This window comes from Sphingomonas sp. CL5.1 (assembly GCF_013344685.1).
Lineage (GTDB): Bacteria > Pseudomonadota > Alphaproteobacteria > Sphingomonadales > Sphingomonadaceae > Sphingomonas.
On the sequence record NZ_CP050137.1, the window covers coordinates 2,225,001 to 2,242,766 of the forward strand.

24 protein-coding genes, 2 tRNA genes and 2 rRNA genes (1 of these 28 cut by a window edge) are annotated in these 17,766 nt (G+C 66.8%); 13 read left to right on the forward strand and 15 right to left on the reverse strand.

Going from position 1 to position 17,766, the window contains the following annotated elements; genetic code table 11:
- The 3 genes from F9288_RS10770 to F9288_RS10780 all read left to right on the forward strand — a co-directional run.
- Positions 1-916, forward strand: a 23S ribosomal RNA gene (locus F9288_RS10770); it begins 1,906 nt to the left of the window's first position.
- Between the two features lie 116 nt (positions 917-1,032).
- Positions 1,033-1,147, forward strand: a 5S ribosomal RNA gene (rrf, locus tag F9288_RS10775).
- Positions 1,148-1,286: 139 nt separating this feature from the next.
- Positions 1,287-1,363: transfer RNA gene (locus tag F9288_RS10780), tRNA-Met, on the forward strand.
- Between the two features lie 141 nt (positions 1,364-1,504).
- Here F9288_RS10780 and F9288_RS10785 read toward each other — a convergent pair.
- The 7 genes from F9288_RS10785 to hisB form a co-directional block, all read right to left on the reverse strand.
- A complete protein-coding gene (locus tag F9288_RS10785; RefSeq protein WP_174836737.1) occupies positions 1,505-2,500 on the reverse strand; it encodes an SMP-30/gluconolactonase/LRE family protein in 996 nt (331 codons plus the stop codon).
- An 88-nt stretch (positions 2,501-2,588) separates the two neighbouring features.
- Complete coding sequence (hisF, locus tag F9288_RS10790; RefSeq protein ID WP_174836739.1) at positions 2,589-3,347, reverse strand: imidazole glycerol phosphate synthase subunit HisF; 759 nt, start codon at positions 3,345-3,347, stop codon at positions 2,589-2,591.
- Positions 3,344-3,586, reverse strand: coding sequence for a hypothetical protein (locus tag F9288_RS10795; RefSeq protein WP_174836740.1), 243 nt, complete (start codon positions 3,584-3,586; stop codon positions 3,344-3,346). Before F9288_RS10795 ends, hisF begins: the two co-directional genes overlap by 4 nt.
- On the reverse strand, positions 3,583-4,317 hold the full coding sequence (hisA, locus tag F9288_RS10800) for a 1-(5-phosphoribosyl)-5-[(5-phosphoribosylamino)methylideneamino]imidazole-4-carboxamide isomerase (protein ID WP_174836742.1): 735 nt from the start codon (positions 4,315-4,317) through the stop codon (positions 3,583-3,585). Before hisA ends, F9288_RS10795 begins: the two co-directional genes overlap by 4 nt.
- Positions 4,314-4,919 carry an imidazole glycerol phosphate synthase subunit HisH gene (hisH, locus tag F9288_RS10805; RefSeq protein WP_174836744.1) on the reverse strand — a complete coding sequence of 202 codons (606 nt, stop codon included), beginning with the start codon at positions 4,917-4,919 and terminating at the stop codon, positions 4,314-4,316. Before hisH ends, hisA begins: the two co-directional genes overlap by 4 nt.
- Positions 4,916-5,233 carry a YciI family protein gene (locus F9288_RS10810; RefSeq protein ID WP_174836746.1) on the reverse strand — a complete coding sequence of 106 codons (318 nt, stop codon included), beginning with the start codon at positions 5,231-5,233 and terminating at the stop codon, positions 4,916-4,918. Before F9288_RS10810 ends, hisH begins: the two co-directional genes overlap by 4 nt.
- Positions 5,233-5,820, reverse strand: a complete 588-nt coding sequence (hisB, locus tag F9288_RS10815) for an imidazoleglycerol-phosphate dehydratase HisB (RefSeq protein WP_174836747.1) — start codon at positions 5,818-5,820, stop codon at positions 5,233-5,235. Before hisB ends, F9288_RS10810 begins: the two co-directional genes overlap by 1 nt.
- 85 nt (positions 5,821-5,905) lie before the next feature.
- Between hisB and F9288_RS10820 the strand changes: the two genes are divergently transcribed.
- The 4 genes from F9288_RS10820 (at position 5,906) to gmk (ending at position 8,948) form a co-directional block, all read left to right on the forward strand.
- Positions 5,906-6,394, forward strand: coding sequence for an SspB family protein (locus tag F9288_RS10820; RefSeq protein WP_174836749.1), 489 nt, complete (start codon positions 5,906-5,908; stop codon positions 6,392-6,394).
- A 132-nt stretch (positions 6,395-6,526) separates the two neighbouring features.
- Complete coding sequence (gene fumC / locus F9288_RS10825) at positions 6,527-7,918, forward strand: class II fumarate hydratase (RefSeq protein WP_174836750.1); 1,392 nt, start codon at positions 6,527-6,529, stop codon at positions 7,916-7,918.
- A 47-nt stretch (positions 7,919-7,965) separates the two neighbouring features.
- On the forward strand, positions 7,966-8,184 hold the full coding sequence (locus tag F9288_RS10830; RefSeq protein ID WP_174836752.1) for a hypothetical protein: 219 nt from the start codon (positions 7,966-7,968) through the stop codon (positions 8,182-8,184).
- 92 nt (positions 8,185-8,276) lie between these two features.
- Complete coding sequence (gene gmk, locus F9288_RS10835; RefSeq protein WP_174839028.1) at positions 8,277-8,948, forward strand: guanylate kinase; 672 nt, start codon at positions 8,277-8,279, stop codon at positions 8,946-8,948.
- Positions 8,949-8,964: 16 nt separating this feature from the next.
- Here gmk and F9288_RS10840 read toward each other — a convergent pair whose 3' ends face one another.
- Genes F9288_RS10840 through F9288_RS10850 form a run of 3 tightly spaced genes read right to left on the reverse strand, consistent with a single transcriptional unit; the run spans position 8,965 to position 10,150 of the window.
- Positions 8,965-9,129, reverse strand: a complete 165-nt coding sequence (locus F9288_RS10840; protein WP_174836753.1) for a hypothetical protein — start codon at positions 9,127-9,129, stop codon at positions 8,965-8,967.
- A gap of 32 nt (positions 9,130-9,161) precedes the next feature.
- A complete protein-coding gene (locus tag F9288_RS10845) occupies positions 9,162-9,851 on the reverse strand; it encodes an ATP12 family chaperone protein (RefSeq protein ID WP_174836755.1) in 690 nt (229 codons plus the stop codon).
- Positions 9,848-10,150, reverse strand: a complete 303-nt coding sequence (locus F9288_RS10850) for a hypothetical protein (RefSeq protein ID WP_254620834.1) — start codon at positions 10,148-10,150, stop codon at positions 9,848-9,850. The genes F9288_RS10845 and F9288_RS10850 overlap by 4 nt, the downstream gene beginning before the upstream one ends.
- A gap of 87 nt (positions 10,151-10,237) precedes the next feature.
- Here F9288_RS10850 and F9288_RS10855 point away from each other — a divergent pair, with 87 nt between their 5' ends.
- Entirely contained in the window at positions 10,238-10,438 is a 201-nt protein-coding gene (locus tag F9288_RS10855) for a hypothetical protein (protein WP_174836757.1), read from the forward strand.
- Between the two features lie 90 nt (positions 10,439-10,528).
- Here F9288_RS10855 and F9288_RS10860 read toward each other — a convergent pair whose 3' ends face one another.
- From F9288_RS10860 to F9288_RS10870, 3 genes are all read right to left on the reverse strand, one after another.
- Entirely contained in the window at positions 10,529-11,188 is a 660-nt protein-coding gene (locus F9288_RS10860) for an FMN-binding negative transcriptional regulator (protein WP_174836759.1), read from the reverse strand.
- Positions 11,188-12,279, reverse strand: coding sequence for an RluA family pseudouridine synthase (locus F9288_RS10865; RefSeq protein WP_174836760.1), 1,092 nt, complete (start codon positions 12,277-12,279; stop codon positions 11,188-11,190). Before F9288_RS10865 ends, F9288_RS10860 begins: the two co-directional genes overlap by 1 nt.
- Positions 12,280-12,363: 84 nt before the next feature.
- Positions 12,364-13,101 (reverse strand): hypothetical protein, encoded by a 738-nt coding sequence (locus F9288_RS10870; RefSeq protein WP_174836762.1) that lies wholly within the window; start codon positions 13,099-13,101, stop codon positions 12,364-12,366.
- An 84-nt stretch (positions 13,102-13,185) separates the two neighbouring features.
- Between F9288_RS10870 and F9288_RS10875 the strand changes: the two genes are divergently transcribed.
- Positions 13,186-13,419 (forward strand): hypothetical protein, encoded by a 234-nt coding sequence (locus F9288_RS10875; protein WP_368076152.1) that lies wholly within the window; start codon positions 13,186-13,188, stop codon positions 13,417-13,419.
- Between the two features lies 1 nt (position 13,420).
- Here the strand turns inward: F9288_RS10875 and F9288_RS10880 are convergent, their stop codons facing one another.
- A complete protein-coding gene (locus F9288_RS10880; RefSeq protein WP_174836764.1) occupies positions 13,421-14,305 on the reverse strand; it encodes a LysR family transcriptional regulator in 885 nt (294 codons plus the stop codon).
- Positions 14,306-14,412: 107 nt separating this feature from the next.
- On the opposite strand from F9288_RS10880, the gene F9288_RS10885 reads away from it, so the two are divergent.
- The 4 genes from F9288_RS10885 to F9288_RS10900 all read left to right on the forward strand — a co-directional run bounded on the left by F9288_RS10885 (position 14,413) and on the right by F9288_RS10900 (position 16,692).
- Positions 14,413-15,471: a YeiH family protein gene (locus tag F9288_RS10885; protein ID WP_254620835.1), complete on the forward strand. Its 1,059-nt coding sequence runs from the start codon at positions 14,413-14,415 to the stop codon at positions 15,469-15,471.
- A 53-nt stretch (positions 15,472-15,524) separates the two neighbouring features.
- Positions 15,525-15,601: transfer RNA gene (locus F9288_RS10890), tRNA-Pro, on the forward strand.
- A 100-nt stretch (positions 15,602-15,701) separates the two neighbouring features.
- On the forward strand, positions 15,702-16,310 hold the full coding sequence (locus F9288_RS10895; protein ID WP_254620836.1) for a PEPxxWA-CTERM sorting domain-containing protein: 609 nt from the start codon (positions 15,702-15,704) through the stop codon (positions 16,308-16,310).
- Between the two features lie 118 nt (positions 16,311-16,428).
- Complete coding sequence (locus tag F9288_RS10900; RefSeq protein WP_174836769.1) at positions 16,429-16,692, forward strand: GlsB/YeaQ/YmgE family stress response membrane protein; 264 nt, start codon at positions 16,429-16,431, stop codon at positions 16,690-16,692.
- A gap of 36 nt (positions 16,693-16,728) precedes the next feature.
- Here F9288_RS10900 and F9288_RS10905 read toward each other — a convergent pair whose 3' ends face one another.
- Positions 16,729-17,709: a LacI family DNA-binding transcriptional regulator gene (locus F9288_RS10905; RefSeq protein ID WP_174836771.1), complete on the reverse strand. Its 981-nt coding sequence runs from the start codon at positions 17,707-17,709 to the stop codon at positions 16,729-16,731.
- Positions 17,710-17,766: the final 57 nt, after the last annotated feature.

The following is a 17,766-nucleotide window of genomic DNA, read 5'->3' on the forward strand; positions in this document are numbered from 1 at the left end:
AATGGCGTAACGACTTCCCCACTGTCTCCAGGACATGCTCAGCGAAATTGAATTCTCCGTGAAGATGCGGAGTACCCGCGGTTAGACGGAAAGACCCCGTGCACCTTTACTGCAGCTTCAGAGTGGCATTAGGAAGGAACTGTGTAGCATAGGTGGGAGGCTTTGAAGCATTGGCGCCAGCCGGTGTGGAGCCATAGGTGAAATACCACCCTGTTGTTTTCTGATGTCTAACCTCGATCGGTGAAGCCCGATCAGGGACCCTCTGTGGCGGGTAGTTTGACTGGGGCGGTCGCCTCCTAAAGAGTAACGGAGGCGCGCGAAGGTTGGCTCAGGACGGTTGGAAACCGTCTGTTAGAGTGCAATGGCATAAGCCAGCCTGACTGCGAGACTGACAAGTCGAGCAGAGACGAAAGTCGGTCATAGTGATCCGGTGGTCCCTCGTGGAAGGGCCATCGCTCAACGGATAAAAGGTACGCCGGGGATAACAGGCTGATAACCCCCAAGAGCTCATATCGACGGGGTTGTTTGGCACCTCGATGTCGGCTCATCACATCCTGGGGCTGGAGCAGGTCCCAAGGGTTTGGCTGTTCGCCAATTAAAGTGGTACGTGAGCTGGGTTCAGAACGTCGCGAGACAGTTTGGTCCCTATCTGCCGTGGGCGTCGAAATTTGAGAGGAGTTGACCCTAGTACGAGAGGACCGGGTTGAACGTACCTCTGGTGTACCTGTCGTCGTGCCAACGGCGCAGCAGGGTAGCTATGTACGGACGGGATAACCGCTGAAAGCATCTAAGCGGGAAGCCTCCCTCGAGATAAGATTTCTCAGGACGGTGGTAGACCACCACCTTGATAGATCGGATGTGGAAGCGCGGTAACGCGTGGAGCTAACCGATACTAATTGTCCTATTCGCGCTTGAGAGTCCCGCCATCAATGACAGCCCTGGGCTGAAATGATGACGTGGATGATCCAGTCGAAGCCAGAAAAGTGCGCGCATCGATTTTATACCCTTTCCCAACGCTCACCTGCTTCATTGCCTGGTGGCCATAGCGTCGGTGTCCCACCCGATCCCATCCCGAACTCGGACGTGAAACCCGACAGCGCCGATGGTACTATCGCCTAAGCGATGGAAGAGTAGGTCGTCGCCAGGCATTGCAGCCGGTGAGCATGGGAAAACCCACAGAACCCATTCACAATCAAAGCCCCGCAAGGGCGCTACGACGCCTCCGCTCGCACGGAGGCGTTTGCTTTTGCGGGAACACGCGGCCATATACGCCGCACACATGGTGACGCGGGGTGGAGCAGCCCGGTAGCTCGTCAGGCTCATAACCTGAAGGTCACAGGTTCAAATCCTGTCCCCGCAACCATCAATGTGCCCCCCCACACACACAGACCGCACTCAGCGCAAAACGGATGTTTATAATCGCAGTTGAAGCTCCGGTATTCGCCACAGATCAATGTTGACGAATGTCAAAGTGAGCGCAGAGAAAATCTGCTGGCGATAGTTTTCACACGCCTTGAACAAGCCCCCTCACAATCGTGTTTGAGCCGCGAGAAACCAGATACATGACATTTGGATTGGCGTGGTCCCATGCCATATTGGTGGGTACGTTCACGAGGCTACCATCGGGATCATGATAAGCGATTAGCAATTTCATATCGGGCATCAGGACGGCAATCTTATTGGCGAACGGAAGGGTTATCCAGAGATTGCCTGTTCGATCAAAGATAATGCCGTCGCAATAACCGAGTTGCGCACGATCATCATTGTTGAGTTGGCGTATGGCTTCAATGGACTGATCGTCAATGGTTCTCCCAAGCTTGGGTCCATATGATTCCTTTTGCCCAAGCGATCCGTCCCCCCGTCGCCTGTAGCGGAAAATGCGCCCTTCGGCCGTCGAACATACGTAGAGATACGTCTCGTCCTTATTCAGACAGGTACCGTTGGCGCCACGGATGTCTCTCGCAACGATTCTGACTTCGCCGGACGGGAGCACGGCGTAGACGAAGCCATCGGCACGGACCTTGCCGATCAGAGCCACATCGTCCCATGTCGAATGAGAACAGTAGATCGTGCCGTCAGAGGCAACAATTGGATTGTTGGAGGCGACCAATGGCCGTCCTTCCACGGATGAAGCAAGAACGTCGATCTTTCCCGTTGAAAGGTCAACCCGCTGGAGAATGCCGGGCTTCCCCGACAGCAAGCCCATATTGGCGACGATCGCATTGCCGTTGCGATCCACGGCCACGCCGCAAGGAGCCACGGCGGTTCCGTATCTGACGACCTCTCCTTCAAGCTTCCTGATTGAAACCGCGGCGTGGGCGTCGGAGAATATGATAGCGCCGCCCTGCCTCACAGCGATGCCTTCGGGATGATCCAATCCTTCGACGATTACGCTCAACCCGCTCAGGCTTGGTCTGACGTTCGCTTTGCCACCGCTTCGGAAAGCGGATGCAAAGACTGTGAAGCTCACTGCGGAGGCAAGGAGGTTGCGCCTGTCCAACTTTGCTCTCCTGTATCGATGGCTCTTTGATGACTTTCCGGGCGCAACGCCGTCAATCGCAAAGTCGCCTCTGGAAACTCGTGGTTCACTAACTCCGCACCGCGACGCCCGCCGCCGCCAGCGCGGCGTGGGCTTCGGCAATCGTCGCTTCACCGAAGTGGAAGATCGAGGCGGCCAGCACGGCGGAGGCATGGCCTTCTGTCACGCCGGCGACCAGATCCGCGAGGGTGCCGACGCCACCGGAGGCCACCACGGGCACGCTCGCCCGGTCCGCGATCGCACGGATCAGGTCGAGGTCATAGCCGTCGCGCGTGCCGTCCCGGTCCATCGAGGTGACGAGCAACTCGCCCGCGCCTAGTTCCGCGAGGCGTAGCGCGTGCGACACCGCGTCGATCCCGGTGGCGCGGCGACCGCCGTGCGTGAACACTTCCCAGCCGCCGCCGCTGCGTCGTGCATCGATGCTGGCGACACAGCACTGGCTGCCGAACCTTTCGGCGATGTCGGACACCACTTCGGGCCGCGCGACGGCGGCGGAATTGACCGCCACCTTGTCCGCCCCGGCGAGCAATAGCGCGCGCGCGTCTTCCGCCGTGCGTACGCCGCCGCCCACCGTCAGCGGCATGAAGCACACCGCCGCCGTGCGCCGCACCACGTCGAGGATCGTGTCGCGACCCTCATGACTGGCGGTGATGTCGAGGAAGCAGAGCTCGTCCGCCCCGGCGGCGTCATAGGCGCGGGCCTGCTCCACCGGGTCTCCGGCGTCGATCAGGTCGACGAAATTGACGCCCTTCACCACGCGGCCGTTCGCCACGTCGAGGCATGGGATCACGCGCGCCCGGACGGTCATGCGATGAAACTCCGGATGATGGCGGCGAGGGAGCCGATCACGATGAGCAGCATCAATGCGATCTGGCCGGTGACGGACACCCAGTAAAGCAGCGGATGCTGGTCGCGGCGCACGATGATCGGGCGGACCGGGCCGGTCAGCGGGATTGGGATTGCGCCGTCCTTTATCTGATCGCGCACGATCGTCACGTAAAAAGCGGTGACGCCGAGGCCACACACCGCCGCGACGCCCGGATTCATGCCGCCTTCGCCATCGCGAGCGCGGTGGTGAGGTCGAGCCTGCCGTCATAGAGCGCGCGGCCGGTGATGACGCCCTCCACCCCGTCGCGGGCGTGGAGCGCGAGGACGTGGATATCGCCGATCCCCTTCACCCCGCCGCTGGCGATCACCGGGATCGCGACCGCGCGGGCGAGATCGACCGTTGCCTCGACATTGCAGCCCTTGAGTAGCCCGTCGCGGCCGACATCGGTGAACAGCAACGCCGCGACGCCGGCGTCCTCGAAGCGGCGCGCCATGTCGATGACGCTGACGTTGGACACCTCGGCCCAGCCCTTGGTCGCGACCATGCCGTCGCGCGCATCGACCGCCACGACGATTCCACCGGGGAAGGCGGCGGCCATGTCGCGGACGAATTGCGGATTCTCCAGCGCCGCCGTGCCGATCACCACGCGCGCCACGCCGATGTCGAACCATGCCTCCACCGCTTGCGGCGTGCGGATGCCGCCGCCGAGCTGGACATGGCCGGGGAAGCGGGTGACGATCGCGCGCACCGCCTCGCCGTTCACCGACTGGCCGGCGAACGCGCCGTCGAGATCGACGACATGGAGATGCTCGGCGCCCGCCTCGGAGAAGATCATCGCCTGCGCGGCGGGATCGTCGCCATAGACGGTCGCGCGATCCATATCGCCCTCGGCCAGGCGCACGACCTGCCCCTGTTTCAGATCGATCGCGGGAAAAACGATAAGGCTCATGGACGCCACACCAGGAATTTCTCGAGCAGCGCGAGGCCGTAGCGCTGGCTCTTTTCAGGATGGAATTGCACGCCGAGCAGATTGTCGCGGCCGATCGCGGCGGTGACCGGGCCGGCATGGTCGGTGCGGGCGAGGACATGCTCGCCCTCGAAGGCGTAGCTGTGCAGGAAATAAGCCTCGCCCGCCGCCAGCAGCGGATGCGGGGCGAGAGGGATCACGTCGTTCCAGCCCATATGGGGCACCTTCGCCATCGGGTCGGCCGGCGTGAGCAGGCGGACGCGGCCGGCGATCCAGCCGAGGCCGCGATGCGTGCCCATCTCCTCGCCGGAATCCGCCATGAGCTGCATGCCGACGCAGATGCCGAGGAACGGCGCACCCTCTTTCAGCACGCGCTCGGCCAGCACCTGCTCGAGACCGTCGATCTTGCGCAGGTTCGCCGCGCACGCTCCGAAAGCGCCGACGCCGGGCAGCACGATGCGCTCGGCGCGGGCGATGACATCCGGATCGGCGGTGACGGCGATATCGTCCGCGCCGGCCGCGCGCAGAGCATTCTCCACCGAGCGCAGGTTGCCCGATTCGATATCGACCAGCGCGAGTGTCATTTGGCGAGCCTCGCGAGCGCATCGACCGCGAAGCTGGCCTTGAACTCCACCACCTCCGCCTCCGCGACGCCGCCGGTGACGAAGGGATCGGTTTGCGCCAGCGCCTCGATGTCCTCGGCGATGCCGCGGCACAGGATCACCCCGCCGGTGCGCGGCTCGCGCCGGCCGGCGACGAGGAACACGCCCTCGGCGAATCCGCGCTCAAGGAAGGCGACATGCGCCTTCATCAGCGCATCGACCTCGTCCAGCGGGCGGACATATTCCAGCAGGATCAGGCAGAGATGCCCCTCGGCGCGGAACCCGCCCGCCGCCATCACAAAGTCCCCTTGGTGGAGGGGATGGCGTCGGCCTTGCGCGGGTCGATCTCCACCGCCTGCCGCAGCGCGCGGGCGAGGCCCTTGAACGCACTCTCGGCGATGTGATGATTGTTCTCGCCGTATAGCGTTTCGATATGCAGCGTGATTCCAGCGGCTTGCGCGAAGGAGTGGAACCAGTGCTTGAACATCTCGGTATCCATCTCGCCCAGCCGCTTCTGGCTGAACTCGGTGTTCCACACCAGCCACGGGCGGCCGGAGATGTCGAGCGCGACGCGGGTCAGCGTCTCGTCCATCGGGGAGAGCGCGTCGCCGTAGCGGCGGATGCCGCGCTTGTCGCCGAGCGCCTTCGCCATCGCCTCGCCGATCGCGATGCCGGTGTCCTCCACCGTATGATGCTGGTCGATATGCAGGTCGCCCCTGGTGCGGACGTGGAGGTCGATCAGCGAATGGCGGGCGAGCTGCTCCAGCATGTGATCGAAGAAGCCGATGCCGGTTTCCACCTCATACAGGCCGGTGCCGTCGAGATTGACGGTGACGGCGATGTCCGTCTCGCTGGTGGCGCGGGTGATCGTCGCGGTGCGCATGGCGCGCTCCATAGCGCGCGTGCGGCATTTGGGAAGGAAAGCTTTGCTTGACCACGCCCGCGACGCCGCTACCCATAGCCGCCATATGGATGATTCCGCGCCCGACAGCCTGATACCCTATGATGAGATCGTGCAGGAGGCCCTGCGCGCCGTGGTCGGCCGCGTGCTCGGCTCGGTCGCCGAGAATGGCGGCACGTTGCCGGGCGAGCACCATTTCTACATCACCTTCAAGACGCAGGCGCCCGGCGTCGACATCCCCAAGCGGCTGATCGAGCGCTTCCCGGACGAGATGACGATCGTCCTCCAGAACCGCTTCTGGGACCTGACGGTGGACGATCGCCGCTTTTCGGTGGGCCTGAGCTTCAACCAGGTGCCGTCGAAGCTGGTGATTCCCTATTCCGCGGTGACCGGCTTCCACGATCCGGCGGTGAATTTCGAACTGCGCTTCCAGGCGCAGGAAGGGCCGGAGGACGGCCCCGGCGGTCACGATCCGGCGGAGAACGACGGCCCGAACGCCACGCCGATCGAGGACGGATCGAACGTCGTCGCGGTGGATTTCAAGAGGAAGAAGTAGGCCGGAACGAGCCGTGCAAATCCGTTGCACGGCGTTCGCACAGCGACGCGAACGGCCGGCCGGCGCGGCTGAAGCCGCAGCCGACGTCGCGGGATTTACTCCCGTGACGGCCGCTCGTTATGGTGGGGCGACATGACCCAGACCCGTACCGAAACCGACTCGATCGGCGCGATCGAAGTCCCCGCCGCCGCTTATTGGGGCGCGCAGACCCAGCGCAGCCTCGAAAACTTCCCCTTTGATGAGCGCGAGCGGATGCCGATCGCGATTTCCCACGCCCTCGCGCTGGTGAAGCGGGCGGCCGCGCGCGTGAACCGCGGCCATGGCCTGCCGGCGGAAAAGGCCGACGCGATCGAGCGCGCCGCCGCCGAGGTGGTCGCGGGCGAGCATGACAGCCAGTTCCCGCTGGTGATCTGGCAGACCGGCAGCGGCACGCAATCGAACATGAACGCCAATGAGGTGATCGCCGGCCGCGCCAACGAGATCCTCACCGGCCGGCGCGGCGGCAAGTCGCCGGTCCATCCCAACGACGACGTGAACCGCGGCCAATCGTCGAACGACAGCTTCCCGACCGCGCTGCACATCGCCGCGACGCTCGGCGTGCGCAACCGGCTGCTTCCGGCGCTCGACCGGCTGTTCGATGCGCTGGACGGCAGGGCGAAGGCGTGGGCGGGCGTGGTCAAGATCGGCCGCACGCATCTTCAGGACGCGACCCCGCTGACGCTGGGGCAGGAATTCTCCGGCTATGCCAACCAACTCTACCGCTGCCGCCGCCGCATCGAGCCGGCGGTGGAGCACGGCACGATGCGGCTGGCGCAGGGCGGCACGGCGGTCGGCACCGGGCTGAACGCGCCGCCGGGATTTGCGGCGGACTTCTGCGCCGCCTTGCGCGACATCACCGGCGAGCCGTTCATTCCGGCGGAGAATTTCTTCGAGGCGCTCGGCTCGAACGATCCGCTCGTCCATCTCTCCGGCACGCTCAACACGCTGGCGGTGGCGCTGACCAAGATCGCCAACGACATCCGCCTGCTCGGCTCCGGCCCGCGCTGCGGCATCGGCGAGCTAGACCTGCCGGCGAACGAGCCGGGCAGCTCGATCATGCCGGGCAAGGTCAATCCCACGCAATGCGAGATGCTGACGATGGTCGCGGCGCAGGTGATGGGCAATCACGTCGCGATCACCGTCGGCGGCGCGCAGGGGCATCTGGAGCTGAACGTGTTCAAGCCGGTGATCGGCGCGGCGGTGCTGCGCTCGATCGACCTGCTCGCGGTTGGGATGGATTCGTTCGCCGAGCGCTGCGTCGAGGGGCTGGAGGCGAACGGGCGTCGGATCGCCGACCTGCTCGATCGTTCGCTGATGCTGGTGACAGCGCTCGCGCCCGAGATCGGCTATGACAATGCCGCGAAGATCGCCAAGCACGCCCACGCCGAAGGGTTGACGCTGCGCGAGGCGGGGATCGCGTTGGGCCTGGTCGATGCCGCGACCTTCGATCGCATGGTGCGGCCGGAGGCGATGCTGGGAACCTGACCGGCTGGCGCGCGGTTTAACGATCGGATCTTTCAAGGGGTTTCTGGATGCTTCGTACCATTATCGGCGCCCTTGTCGGCAGCGAGCTTGAGCGGCGCGAGGGCGGCGGTGCGGTCAAGGGCGCGCTGCTCGGCGCGGTGCTGTCGCGCGCGGTGACGCGGATGGGGCCGCTCGGGCTGGCGCTAGGCGGGGCCTATGTCGCGAAGAAAGCCTATGACCGGCGCAAGGCGCGGCGGGTCGATGCCGGCGGAGCAAGCGCCGAATAAGGTTTCCCGCCATTCGCGCGATGGCCTGAAACGCGGGGCCGCGTCGGCCATCCCGGCTTGACGCGCGGCCCATGCCCGCGCCACTAGCGCGCATGGCCGATCCCTCCCAGCCCGACCCGCACGGCTTTAAGCGTCGTGGCGTGCTTTTCGTGCTGTCCTCGCCATCGGGCGCGGGCAAGTCGACCATCGCGCGCAAGCTGCTCGCCGCCGAGCCGGACCTGTGCATGTCGGTCTCCGCCACCACGCGGCCGATGCGGCCCGGCGAGGTGGACGGCAAGGATTATCACTTCGTCACGCTCGATCGCTTCCGCGAGATGGCGGCGGCGCACGAGTTCCTCGAATGGGCGCATGTGTTCGACGAGCGCTACGGCACGCCGAGGGCGCCGGTCGACGAGATGCTCGCGGCGGGCAAGGACGTGCTGTTCGACATCGACTGGCAGGGCGCGCAGCAGCTCTACCAGATCGCGGGCGGCGATGTGGTGCGCGTGTTCATCCTGCCGCCGTCGATGGAGGAGTTGCACCAGCGGCTTCTCAAGCGCGCGACCGATTCGATCGCGATCATCGACCGCCGCATGGCCCGCGCGGCCAATGAGGTGAGCCACTGGGACGGTTACGATTACGTCCTGGTCAACGACGATATCGAGCAATGTTTCGAGTGTGTCCGCACCATCCTGGCGGCGGAGCGGCTGAAACGCTCGCGGCAGACCGGGCTGATCGGCTTCATCCGCAAGCTGCGGCGGGCGAGCGAGGGCGCGGCGCCCTGATCGCTGTGGGCGTGCGTCAGGGGCGGCGCAGGAAAAGCAGATAGATCGCGCCGAACGCGATGACGACGACGCAATTCACCGCCAGCCGCGCCCAGAAGCGATGGCGCAGGAAGGCGAAGTCCACGCCGATGATGACCGCCGCCATCATCGCCACGGAGAGAATCGTCGGAAATCTGCCCATCGCGAAATTCCCTTCGGAATCGATGATCCTCCCTAATCCCGCCGCAGCGCCGCAAGAAAGCGCGCCGCCGCATCGAAGCTCGCATGCTTCGCCTCGCGCGCCTGCTTCGCGAGTTCGTCCTCGCCCCATTGTTCCGCCTGCCAGTCCTCGTCGACCTGAGCGGCCCGCCACAGGGTTTCCGCATCGACCGTGCCCTCGGCCAGCGCCAGCGTGCCGACGATCGAGCCGGTGGCCGAAACGATCGCCTGCAATGCCGCGAGCGTGAAAGGATCGCGCACCGCCACCGCTTCGGCGAGCCGCTCCAGCGTCGCCCGCGGCTGGGCGACGTGCATCACGCCGGCGGTCGTCTCGAGATGCACGTCGTAGCGCTGCCGCGCCCAGTCGAGCAAAGGATCCCACGCCGCGCGCTGGCGCTCGACCAGCGCGGCGGGCGCATCGGCGCGGTAGCAGGTGAGGTCGGTCTCGGCGTAGCGCGCGATATCGGCAGCATACGGGACGGGATCGGGCGTGATCCGGTCGATCGCGGCATTGGCGAGGCCGGTGAGCGGCATCGCGCGCGGATCGAGTGTCTCGCCCACCGCGCGCCATTCGTCAGCCACCGCCTCGGCCAGCGCGTCGGTGGGGAGGGCGAGCGGCGCGCGGCCCGGCGTGCGCACCGGGCGGCCGTCGAGCAGCACGCCGCGATCGGCATCCAGCGCCACCTTCTTCCAGAAGCGCTTCATTCGTCCCGGCTTCGCCAGCGGCGCGCGAGGCTGCGCGGCACGATCGCCATCATCGCCAGCGCGGAGAGCACGATCGCACCGCCGAGCAGCTTGCGCCCCACGGTGTCGCCGCGCGCCAGCAGCAGCACGCCCAGCACCGCCCCGCCCGAGGCGGCGAGCCGGGAAAGCGTGATGTAGAACCAGCGGACCTTCGCCGGGTCCTGATCGGGTGCGGCCATGCGCCGGCTATGGCCGATCCGCCGCCGCCGCGCCAGCCGTCGCGACGAAACGCGCCGCGCGAACGCCGAACGTCGCGTCAACCGCTTGGTAAGCTCGATGGGTCATGGTTAAGGCGGAAACGAGCGGGCCGGGGGGCACGCCGGCTGTTTGACTGGAGACGAGGGCGAATGGTCGGCCCGATAGTGTTCACTTATGGTTTGCTGATGAGCTTCGTGCTGACCGGCGCGTCGCGCAACGCGAGGTTGCGGCGGCCCAATCCGCCGATCATGCAATATACCGGCTACGTGCTGTGCGGCCTGACCGGCGCGCTTTCGCTGATGCTGTTCGCGGTGGCGGCGCTGGACGTCATCGGCACCGCGCTGGTCTAGGACGGATCGACATTCAGCCTATGCGGGGCTGCAAATGGCGGTCCTCCGCGCTTCCGGTGCTCACGGACCTTTAGTCCGCTGCGCTCCGGGTCATGGAAAACCACCATTTTCGCCGACGTCTGACCTGAATGTCGATCCGTCCTGGAGCCGCGCGCGGTTGGCGCGCTCAACCAGGTCCGCGGGATGATCCTTGCCGGCGCCGCGCAGACCGGCGATCACGCCGCGCACGTCGGCCGCCGGTTTGTTCTGGCTGAGCTTCGCCGTGCCGCGCCATTGCTCGACATGGAGCGCGAACCCCTCGATCGCCGGGCGCATCGCGTCGAAGCGGCGCGGGTCCATCTTGCCGCGCGTCCATTCCGGTTTCGGCGCGAGCCGGCTCTCCTGCGCATGTGAAGCCGCGTCGAGATGCGCGATCAGCCGCTCGTCGTCGAACGGTTCGATAACGCCTTCCGCCTCGGCCACGACATAATTCCACGTCGGCACCTGATCGGCGCCTTCATACCAGTCCGGGCTGACATAGGCGCCGGGGCCGCCGAAGCTGGCGATCGCGCGCGTGCCGGCGGCGATCGGCATCGCGCGGTTGCGCCGGGCGATGTGGAAGGAGAGGGTGCTCGCCGCATCCACCGTCACCGGCGCATGGATCACCATCGGCCGTTCGGCGACCGCGAGGAAGATATGCGCGAACGCCACGTCCGCAGCGAAGGCGCGCGCCTCGTCCGCTGACATGGCGAAGGCCGGATCGGGGTGCATCAGCCGCGCGCCGCCCCGCGCCCGCGCCGCTCACCGCGCCGCGCCTTGCGCACCGTCTTGGCATGTGCGCGCGCCTTGGCCTTCTTGTCCTCGCGGCTCGGCGGGGGAGTGGTGTCGGGCGGCAGATTGTCGCCCAGCGCCGCGTCGAAGCCGAGGCCCGCGAGGCTCTCCGCGAAATGCGCCGGCAGCGGGGCGGTGACGTCGATCTTGCCGCCGTCCGGGTGATCGACGCGGATGCGGCGCGCGTGAAGGTGCATCTTGCGGCTGATCCCGCCGGTCAGGAAGGCGGCCGCACCGCCATATTTGCCGTCGCCGAGGATCGGGTGGCCGATCGCCGCCATATGGACGCGAAGCTGATGGGTGCGGCCCGTGAAGGGCTGCAACTTCACCCAGGCGGCGTGGTTGCCGGCGCGCTCGATCACGCGGTAGCGGCTGCGCGCGGGCTGACCCTCCGTCTCGTCGACGTGCATCTTCTCGCCGCCGGTGCCGGGCTGCTTGGCGATCGGCAGGTCGATCGTGCCGTCCTCGATCGAGGGCACGCCGACCACCAGCGCCCAATAGACTTTCTTCGCCGATCGGCCGGAGAAGGCCTTGGAGAAGAACGCCGCCGCGCGCGCGGTGCGGGCGACGAGCAGCGCGCCGGACGTATCCTTGTCGAGCCGGTGGACCAGCTTCGGCCGCCCCTCCGCCTCGAACTGCAACGCGTCGAGCAGGCCGTCGACATGCGCGGTCGTCTTGGTGCCGCCCTGCGTCGCGAGGCCGGGCGGCTTGTTGAGCACCAGCGCGGCATCGTCCTTGTGGATCACCATCTCGCGCGCGAAGGCGATCTCGTCCTCCGACAGCGGCGGGCGCTGACGCACCGGGCGGGCAGCGGCGCGCGCCGGCTCGGCCGGGGGCACGCGCAGCACCTGTCCGGCCACGACCCGGTCGCCGGGGCCGACCCGCGCGCCGTCAAGCCGGAGCTGCCCCGTCCGCGCCCATTTCGCGACGATGGTGAAGCTCGTGTCGGGTAGGTGCCGCTTGAACCAGCGGTCCACACGGATGCCGTCGTCGTCGGGCGCGACGGTGAACTGGCGGACGGCTTCGCTCATGCCGCTATCTCGCGCACGATGATCGGAATGTCATGCATCCCGCCGCCCTAGCGCGGATGCCGCGCGGGCGGAAGGGAAGGCGGCTCAGTTCGCGCCGTCGGCCATCAGGTCCACCTCGGTGCCGCCGCCCTTGCGCGGGCGCAGCATGATGAAGAACGCGCCCTTGCCGCGCGTGGCGCCGGCGAGGACATGATCGCTGCCGTCGATGCCGTGCTGCGCGGCGATGCCGGCATCGGCCGCCTTGGTGAAATACCAGTCGAGCAGCCGCTGGAGCGGCGCGGCGCTGGCGAAATTGACGATGCGCAGCGCGCAGCCCCTGCCGTCCGCGCCGGCCGCCTCGATCACGCGTGCGTCGGGATAGAGCGGCGTCGCGGCGGGCAGGCGGTTCGCCCAACTTGCGGAATAGGCGACGTTGGCGACGCAGGTCGCGGGCGCGCCCTGGCTTTCCGCGAGCGAGCCGAGGGTCAGCGCGCGGCGGGCGGCGGTGCATTGCGGGCACGGACCGGGCGGCGGCGCGTGGCGCAGGTCGTCCTTCTCGGCCGGTTCCTTGCGCGCGGCGATGTCGTCGGGCGGCAGCGCGCCGCTGGCGGGCTGGGCCGGCGGCCGGACGGTGTCGGCATTGGCCTGCCGCACCAGCGCGGGATCGACCATGATCTGGTCGCGCAGCGCGCCACGGAGCGCCGGATCGTTCGCGGCGCTCGCCTCGTTCGTCGCCACGAGCATATTGCCGAGATCGTCGGCCCCGCCCGCCCCATTGTCCGGCGGGCCGCCGCAAGCGGCGAGGGCGATCGCGAGCGACAGGGCGAGGGGCGTGCGGATCATCACCGGCAAGCCATGCCCGATCATGGTTGCGGAAGCGTTGACGCCCGCCCCGTCTTATCCTTGCAATACACCGACAAGAGACCCATGTTGCGCGGCATGTTCAACATCATCTCGATCCTGATCGGCCTCGTCGCGCTGCTGTTCGCGATTCCGGGGGTGGTGCCGCTGCTCGGCTGGCTTAACTGGGCGGCGCTGCCGATCGCGGCGGTCGGCGCGCTGTTCGGCATGATCTCGTCAAGCGATTCGGGCCGCAACTTCAACCTCATCGTGCTGCTGATCGCGATCGTGCGGCTGGCGCTGGGCGGCGGCATCTTCTGAGCTAGGGGAAGGGGCGCAGCTCCGCGATCAGCTCCAGCAACGCGTCGGCCGCGCGGGTGCGATAGCGTTCCTTGTGGCGCAGCCCGAAGAAGGAGCGCGGGCCGAGATCGATCGGCAGCGCCTGAAGCCGCCCCGCGTTGATCGCCGGCACCACCACCAGCGAGGAAAGCGCGGCGATCCCCGCGCCCGCCTCGACCGCCGTGCGCGCGCTTTCGTTCGAGGGGAGGACGAGCACGACATCCAGCGCGTCGGGGTCGACGCCCAATGTGCGCAGCCCGTCGTTCAGCGTCGAGCGCGTGCCCGAACCCGGCTCCCGCATCACCCAGCGCGCGCGTTGCAGCCATGCCGCGTCGATCGGCGGCAGTTCGGCGCTGGCGGCGGCGATCAGCACCAGCCGGTCCTCGCCCAGCGGCCAGTGCGCCAGCATCGCGTCATCGACCTTCCCTTCGACGATTCCGATATCCGCCTCCCCCTCGCGGATCAGGCTGGCGGCCTGCCCGGTATTGCCGATCGAGAGGTTGACCGCGATTCCCGGATAGCGATAGTGGAAGGCGGCGAGGATCGCGGGCAGCCAATAGGCCGCGATCGTCTGGCTCGCCACGACGCGCAGCGAGCCGCGCCGCAGGCCGCCGAATTCCTCGAGCAGCAATTCCGCCGCCCCCGCCCGCGCCAGCACGCCGCGCGCCTCCTCCAGAAAGGCGCGCCCGGCCTCGGTCAGCCGGATGCCGCGCCCGACGCGATCGAACAGCTTGATCGCGTGGCGCTCCTCCAGCGCGGCGATCGCGGCGGATGCGGCGGATTGGGTGACATTGAGCGCGCGCGCCGCCGCCGTCACATGCTCGCGCTCCGCGACGCCGACGAAGATGCGGAGCTGTTCCAGGGTCATGCGTGCTTCTTGCCATGAATCATCGTGATCCGCGATTGGAAAGACAAGAATATCGCGTTGGATCGATCAGAATCCCCGGTCTACACTGGCGGCGAAAGGATCAGCCCGTGGCGACCGCCTTCTCCGCCATCACGAACGTTCGCAAAAGCAGCGACTTCGCCGCGAGCATCGCGCCCGGCGTGTTGCTGTGCCTCGCCGTCACCGCCGCCGCCTGGCTGCTGGAGCACGGGGAGACCGCGCTGTTCGGCAAGGCGTGGCTGGAGGCGCTGGTGCTGGCGATCGTCATCGGCACGATAGTCCGCAGCCTGTGGACGCCGCCGGCGCGCTGGCGGCCGGGGATCGCGTTCAGCGCCAAATATCTGCTCGAAGTGGCGGTGGTGCTGCTCGGCGCCTCGGTGAGCGCGGCGACGATCCTCCATGCCGGGCCGGTGCTGCTCGGCGGGATCGCGCTGATCGTCGCGGTGACGATCCTGTTCGGCTTCACGGCCGGGCGTCTGCTCGGCCTGCCGATGCGGATGGCGCTGCTGGTCGCTTGCGGCAATGCGATCTGCGGCAATTCGGCGATCGCCGCCGTCGCCCCGGTGATCGACGCGGACGCGGACGACGTGGCCGCCGCGATCGCCTTCACCGCCGTTCTCGGGGTGGGGGTGGTGCTCGGCCTCCCGCTGCTCGGCATGGCGCTCGGCATGAACGCGATCGCTTATGGCGCGTTCGCCGGACTGACCGTCTATGCCGTGCCGCAGGTGATCGCGGCGACCGCGCCGATCGGCAGCGCGGCCGTGCAGATGGGCACTTTGGTCAAGCTCGTCCGCGTGCTGATGCTCGGCCCGGTCTGCCTCGTCCTCGCGCTGGTGACGCGGCGTCCGGCGACGGACGGGGCGGCGACGGCGAGCCTCTCGTTCGGGCGGCTGGTGCCGTGGTTCATCATCGGCTTTCTCGCGCTGGTCGCCTGTCGCTCGTTCGGCGTCGTTCCGCAGGCGGCGATCGCGCCGCTGGGAAAGGTCGCGACCATGCTCACCGTGGTGTCGATGGCCGCGCTGGGGCTGGGCGTCGACATCCGCTCGGTAGCGAAGGCGGGTGGGCGCGTGACGGCGGCGGTGCTGCTGTCGCTCGCCGGGCTGGGCGCGATCAGCCTCGCGCTGGTGACGCTGCTCCACCTGCGCTGACCGCGCGACACGCTTGCGCATCAGGCGCGGTGCGCCTACCGCACCCAACGCGTCGGGGAGTGGCGCAGTCTGGTAGCGCGCCTGCTTTGGGAGCAGGATGTCGCAGGTTCGAATCCTGTCTCCCCGACCAACCGGCCGGGATGCGGCCGATCTGCATTTCCTGGGCTTTCCCCCGATTCGACTCTCGTGGACGAGCACGTCATGCTCTCCTCATAAAAGGGAGATATGTCGTGCGATTCGGATGGTTAACGGCGCTCGCCGCCGCGATACTCGTTGCACCGGCGGCGAAGGCGGCGACAGTCATACAGGATTTCTCCTCCTCGTTTGCACTGCACGCCAGCCAGGGGCCTGGTTACGTCGGCGGGCTGAATCTGGCGCCGAACCAGTTCATCAAATCGGCTGTCATAGAATATTCAGCGGTAACCTCGTGGGAGACCGTTCTTCCACCAGAGCAGCAACAAGGGGTGAGCGCGCCGATCACGGCCGGAATCTACATCGAGAGCATATTCAGCGACTCTCGATCGATAGTCCAAAGCCCGAGCTGTTCATCGATATTCTGCGAATGGATCTATGGGTTTTCAGACACCTATGTCGTGCCCGGTTCCCTTTTCCCGTTGTTCGCGGGACCGACTCAACTTGGTGTCGCGCCGGACAGCGGCGCCGTTCCGCCGGGCTTTCTGAATCAATTTGGAACCGGCGCCGACGGCATCATCACCTTCGAGATCGGCGAAGCGGCGCTCCCCGAACCGGCGACATGGGCGTTGATGATCCTCGGTTTCGGCGTGCTCGGAAGCGTGATCCGCCGGAAGGATTTTCTTCTCAGCGCCAGGAGCGCATAGCGATTCAGGCCGGGTTTCCACCTACTGTCCGGCCATCGCGAAAAAACGATGGTGCGGCAGGCGCAAAGCGCGCAGTCTCCTCTTCCCGGGAGTGATAACGGATTGGGAAGGATATGCCATGCACCTAATCATCGCGTTGATCATGGGCGGCATCATCGGCTGGCTGGCCGGCATGGTGATGCGCGACCAGGGCGGGATCATCTGGAACGTCCTTGTCGGTTGCGTAGGCTCGATCGTCGGGCGCTTTCTGTTCGGGGCGCTGTCCCACGACAACCACCTGAGGGAAAATCCGTTCGATCCGATGACCCTGCTGGTCGCGTTCCTCGGCGCGGTGGTGCTGCTCGCGATCTATAACCTGGTACGGCGCGGCTCGTTGCGCTGAACCGCCGACCTGACTTCCCCGCGGGTGGCGGGGAAGTCAGGTCGCGCGCGCGATCAGCCGGGTCGGCAACATCGCCGATTTCGGACGGTGGCCGTCCAGAAGCTGCATCAGTTTCTCGACGAGCATGGCCCCCGCTATGGCCGTCGGCTGCTCGATCGTGGTGATCGCAGGCGTGAAATGCGCGGCTGGCGGGATGTTGTTGTATCCGACCAGCGAATAGTCCCGCGGCGTGAGATGGCCGTGTCGGGAGAAGGCGCCGATGATCGCCATCGCGGCGGTGTCGGAAAAGGCGAAAACCGCGTCGGGCAGCTCGCCGCGCGCGATATATTGCTCGGCCGCCTCCTGGATGGAAGCGAAGGCGAGCGAATCCGTTACGAGTTGCTCGACCCGCACCTCGGGGTGGGTGGCCGCGATCTCCGCCAGACCGTCGTAGCGCAGGCGCAATTCCTCATGCGCGGGATCGCCGACGAACAACCAGCGTCGGCGGTCCATCTTCAGGAAATGTTCGCCGGCGAGCTGGCCGCCGAGGAAATTGTCGCTGCCGACCGCGCAATAATCGGAAACCTCATGCACCGCGCCCCATACGACGATCGGGATGCCGCGCCGCGCCACGTCGCACAGCATCCACTCGCGCGCGCCCTGGCCCAGCACGATGAAGCCATCCGCGCCGCGCGAGCGATGCAGTTCGACGAAACCCTCCACGCGATCCAGTCCGACCGGGGAGAGGAGCAGGTCGATCTCCCGCACCGACAGCGCCTCCGAAACGCCGGCCAGCAGTTCGAAGATGAAGGGGTCGCCGATCGCGCCGTGGCGGTGCGAGCCGAAGTCGAGCACCACCGCGACGGTGTTGGCGCGCTCCTGCCGCAGCCGCTGGGCGTTGCGGTTGACGACATAGCCCTGCGCGCGCGCCGCCTCCAGTACGCGCTCGCGCGTTTCGGCATTCACCAGCGGGCTGTTGCTGAACACGCGCGAGACGGTGGGTTTCGACACATTCGCGGCGCGGGCGATGTCGGCCATGGTGGGCCGGGGCGGGCGGCGGTAGGAAGGTCTGTCTGAAACGTCGCTGGGCATCGG

Bases quoted from the DNA above. Each gene is read 5' to 3' on its own strand.
- F9288_RS10830 (WP_174836752.1), top strand. From the start codon at position 7,966: ATGCTTCGTACCATTATCGGCGCCCTTGTCGGCAGCGAGCTTGAGCGG.
- F9288_RS10840 (WP_174836753.1), bottom strand. From the start codon at position 9,129: ATGGGCAGATTTCCGACGATTCTCTCCGTGGCGATGATGGCGGCGGTC.
- hisB (WP_174836747.1), bottom strand. From the start codon at position 5,820: ATGCGCACCGCGACGATCACCCGCGCCACCAGCGAGACGGACATCGCC.
- F9288_RS10855 (WP_174836757.1), top strand. From the start codon at position 10,238: ATGGTCGGCCCGATAGTGTTCACTTATGGTTTGCTGATGAGCTTCGTG.
- F9288_RS10810 (WP_174836746.1), bottom strand. From the start codon at position 5,233: ATGGCGGCGGGCGGGTTCCGCGCCGAGGGGCATCTCTGCCTGATCCTG.
- F9288_RS10845 (WP_174836755.1), bottom strand. From the start codon at position 9,851: ATGAAGCGCTTCTGGAAGAAGGTGGCGCTGGATGCCGATCGCGGCGTG.
- F9288_RS10865 (WP_174836760.1), bottom strand. From the start codon at position 12,279: ATGAGCGAAGCCGTCCGCCAGTTCACCGTCGCGCCCGACGACGACGGC.
- hisF (WP_174836739.1), bottom strand. From the start codon at position 3,347: ATGACCGTCCGGGCGCGCGTGATCCCATGCCTCGACGTGGCGAACGGC.
- F9288_RS10820 (WP_174836749.1), top strand. From the start codon at position 5,906: ATGGATGATTCCGCGCCCGACAGCCTGATACCCTATGATGAGATCGTG.
- hisH (WP_174836744.1), bottom strand. From the start codon at position 4,919: ATGACACTCGCGCTGGTCGATATCGAATCGGGCAACCTGCGCTCGGTG.
- fumC (WP_174836750.1), top strand. From the start codon at position 6,527: ATGACCCAGACCCGTACCGAAACCGACTCGATCGGCGCGATCGAAGTC.
- gmk (WP_174839028.1), top strand. From the start codon at position 8,277: ATGGCCGATCCCTCCCAGCCCGACCCGCACGGCTTTAAGCGTCGTGGC.
- hisA (WP_174836742.1), bottom strand. From the start codon at position 4,317: ATGAGCCTTATCGTTTTTCCCGCGATCGATCTGAAACAGGGGCAGGTC.
- F9288_RS10905 (WP_174836771.1), bottom strand. From the start codon at position 17,709: ATGGCCGACATCGCCCGCGCCGCGAATGTGTCGAAACCCACCGTCTCG.
- F9288_RS10900 (WP_174836769.1), top strand. From the start codon at position 16,429: ATGCACCTAATCATCGCGTTGATCATGGGCGGCATCATCGGCTGGCTG.
- F9288_RS10860 (WP_174836759.1), bottom strand. From the start codon at position 11,188: ATGCACCCCGATCCGGCCTTCGCCATGTCAGCGGACGAGGCGCGCGCC.
- F9288_RS10795 (WP_174836740.1), bottom strand. From the start codon at position 3,586: ATGAATCCGGGCGTCGCGGCGGTGTGTGGCCTCGGCGTCACCGCTTTT.
- F9288_RS10875 (WP_368076152.1), top strand. From the start codon at position 13,186: ATGTTGCGCGGCATGTTCAACATCATCTCGATCCTGATCGGCCTCGTC.
- F9288_RS10870 (WP_174836762.1), bottom strand. From the start codon at position 13,101: ATGATCCGCACGCCCCTCGCCCTGTCGCTCGCGATCGCCCTCGCCGCT.
- F9288_RS10880 (WP_174836764.1), bottom strand. From the start codon at position 14,305: ATGACCCTGGAACAGCTCCGCATCTTCGTCGGCGTCGCGGAGCGCGAG.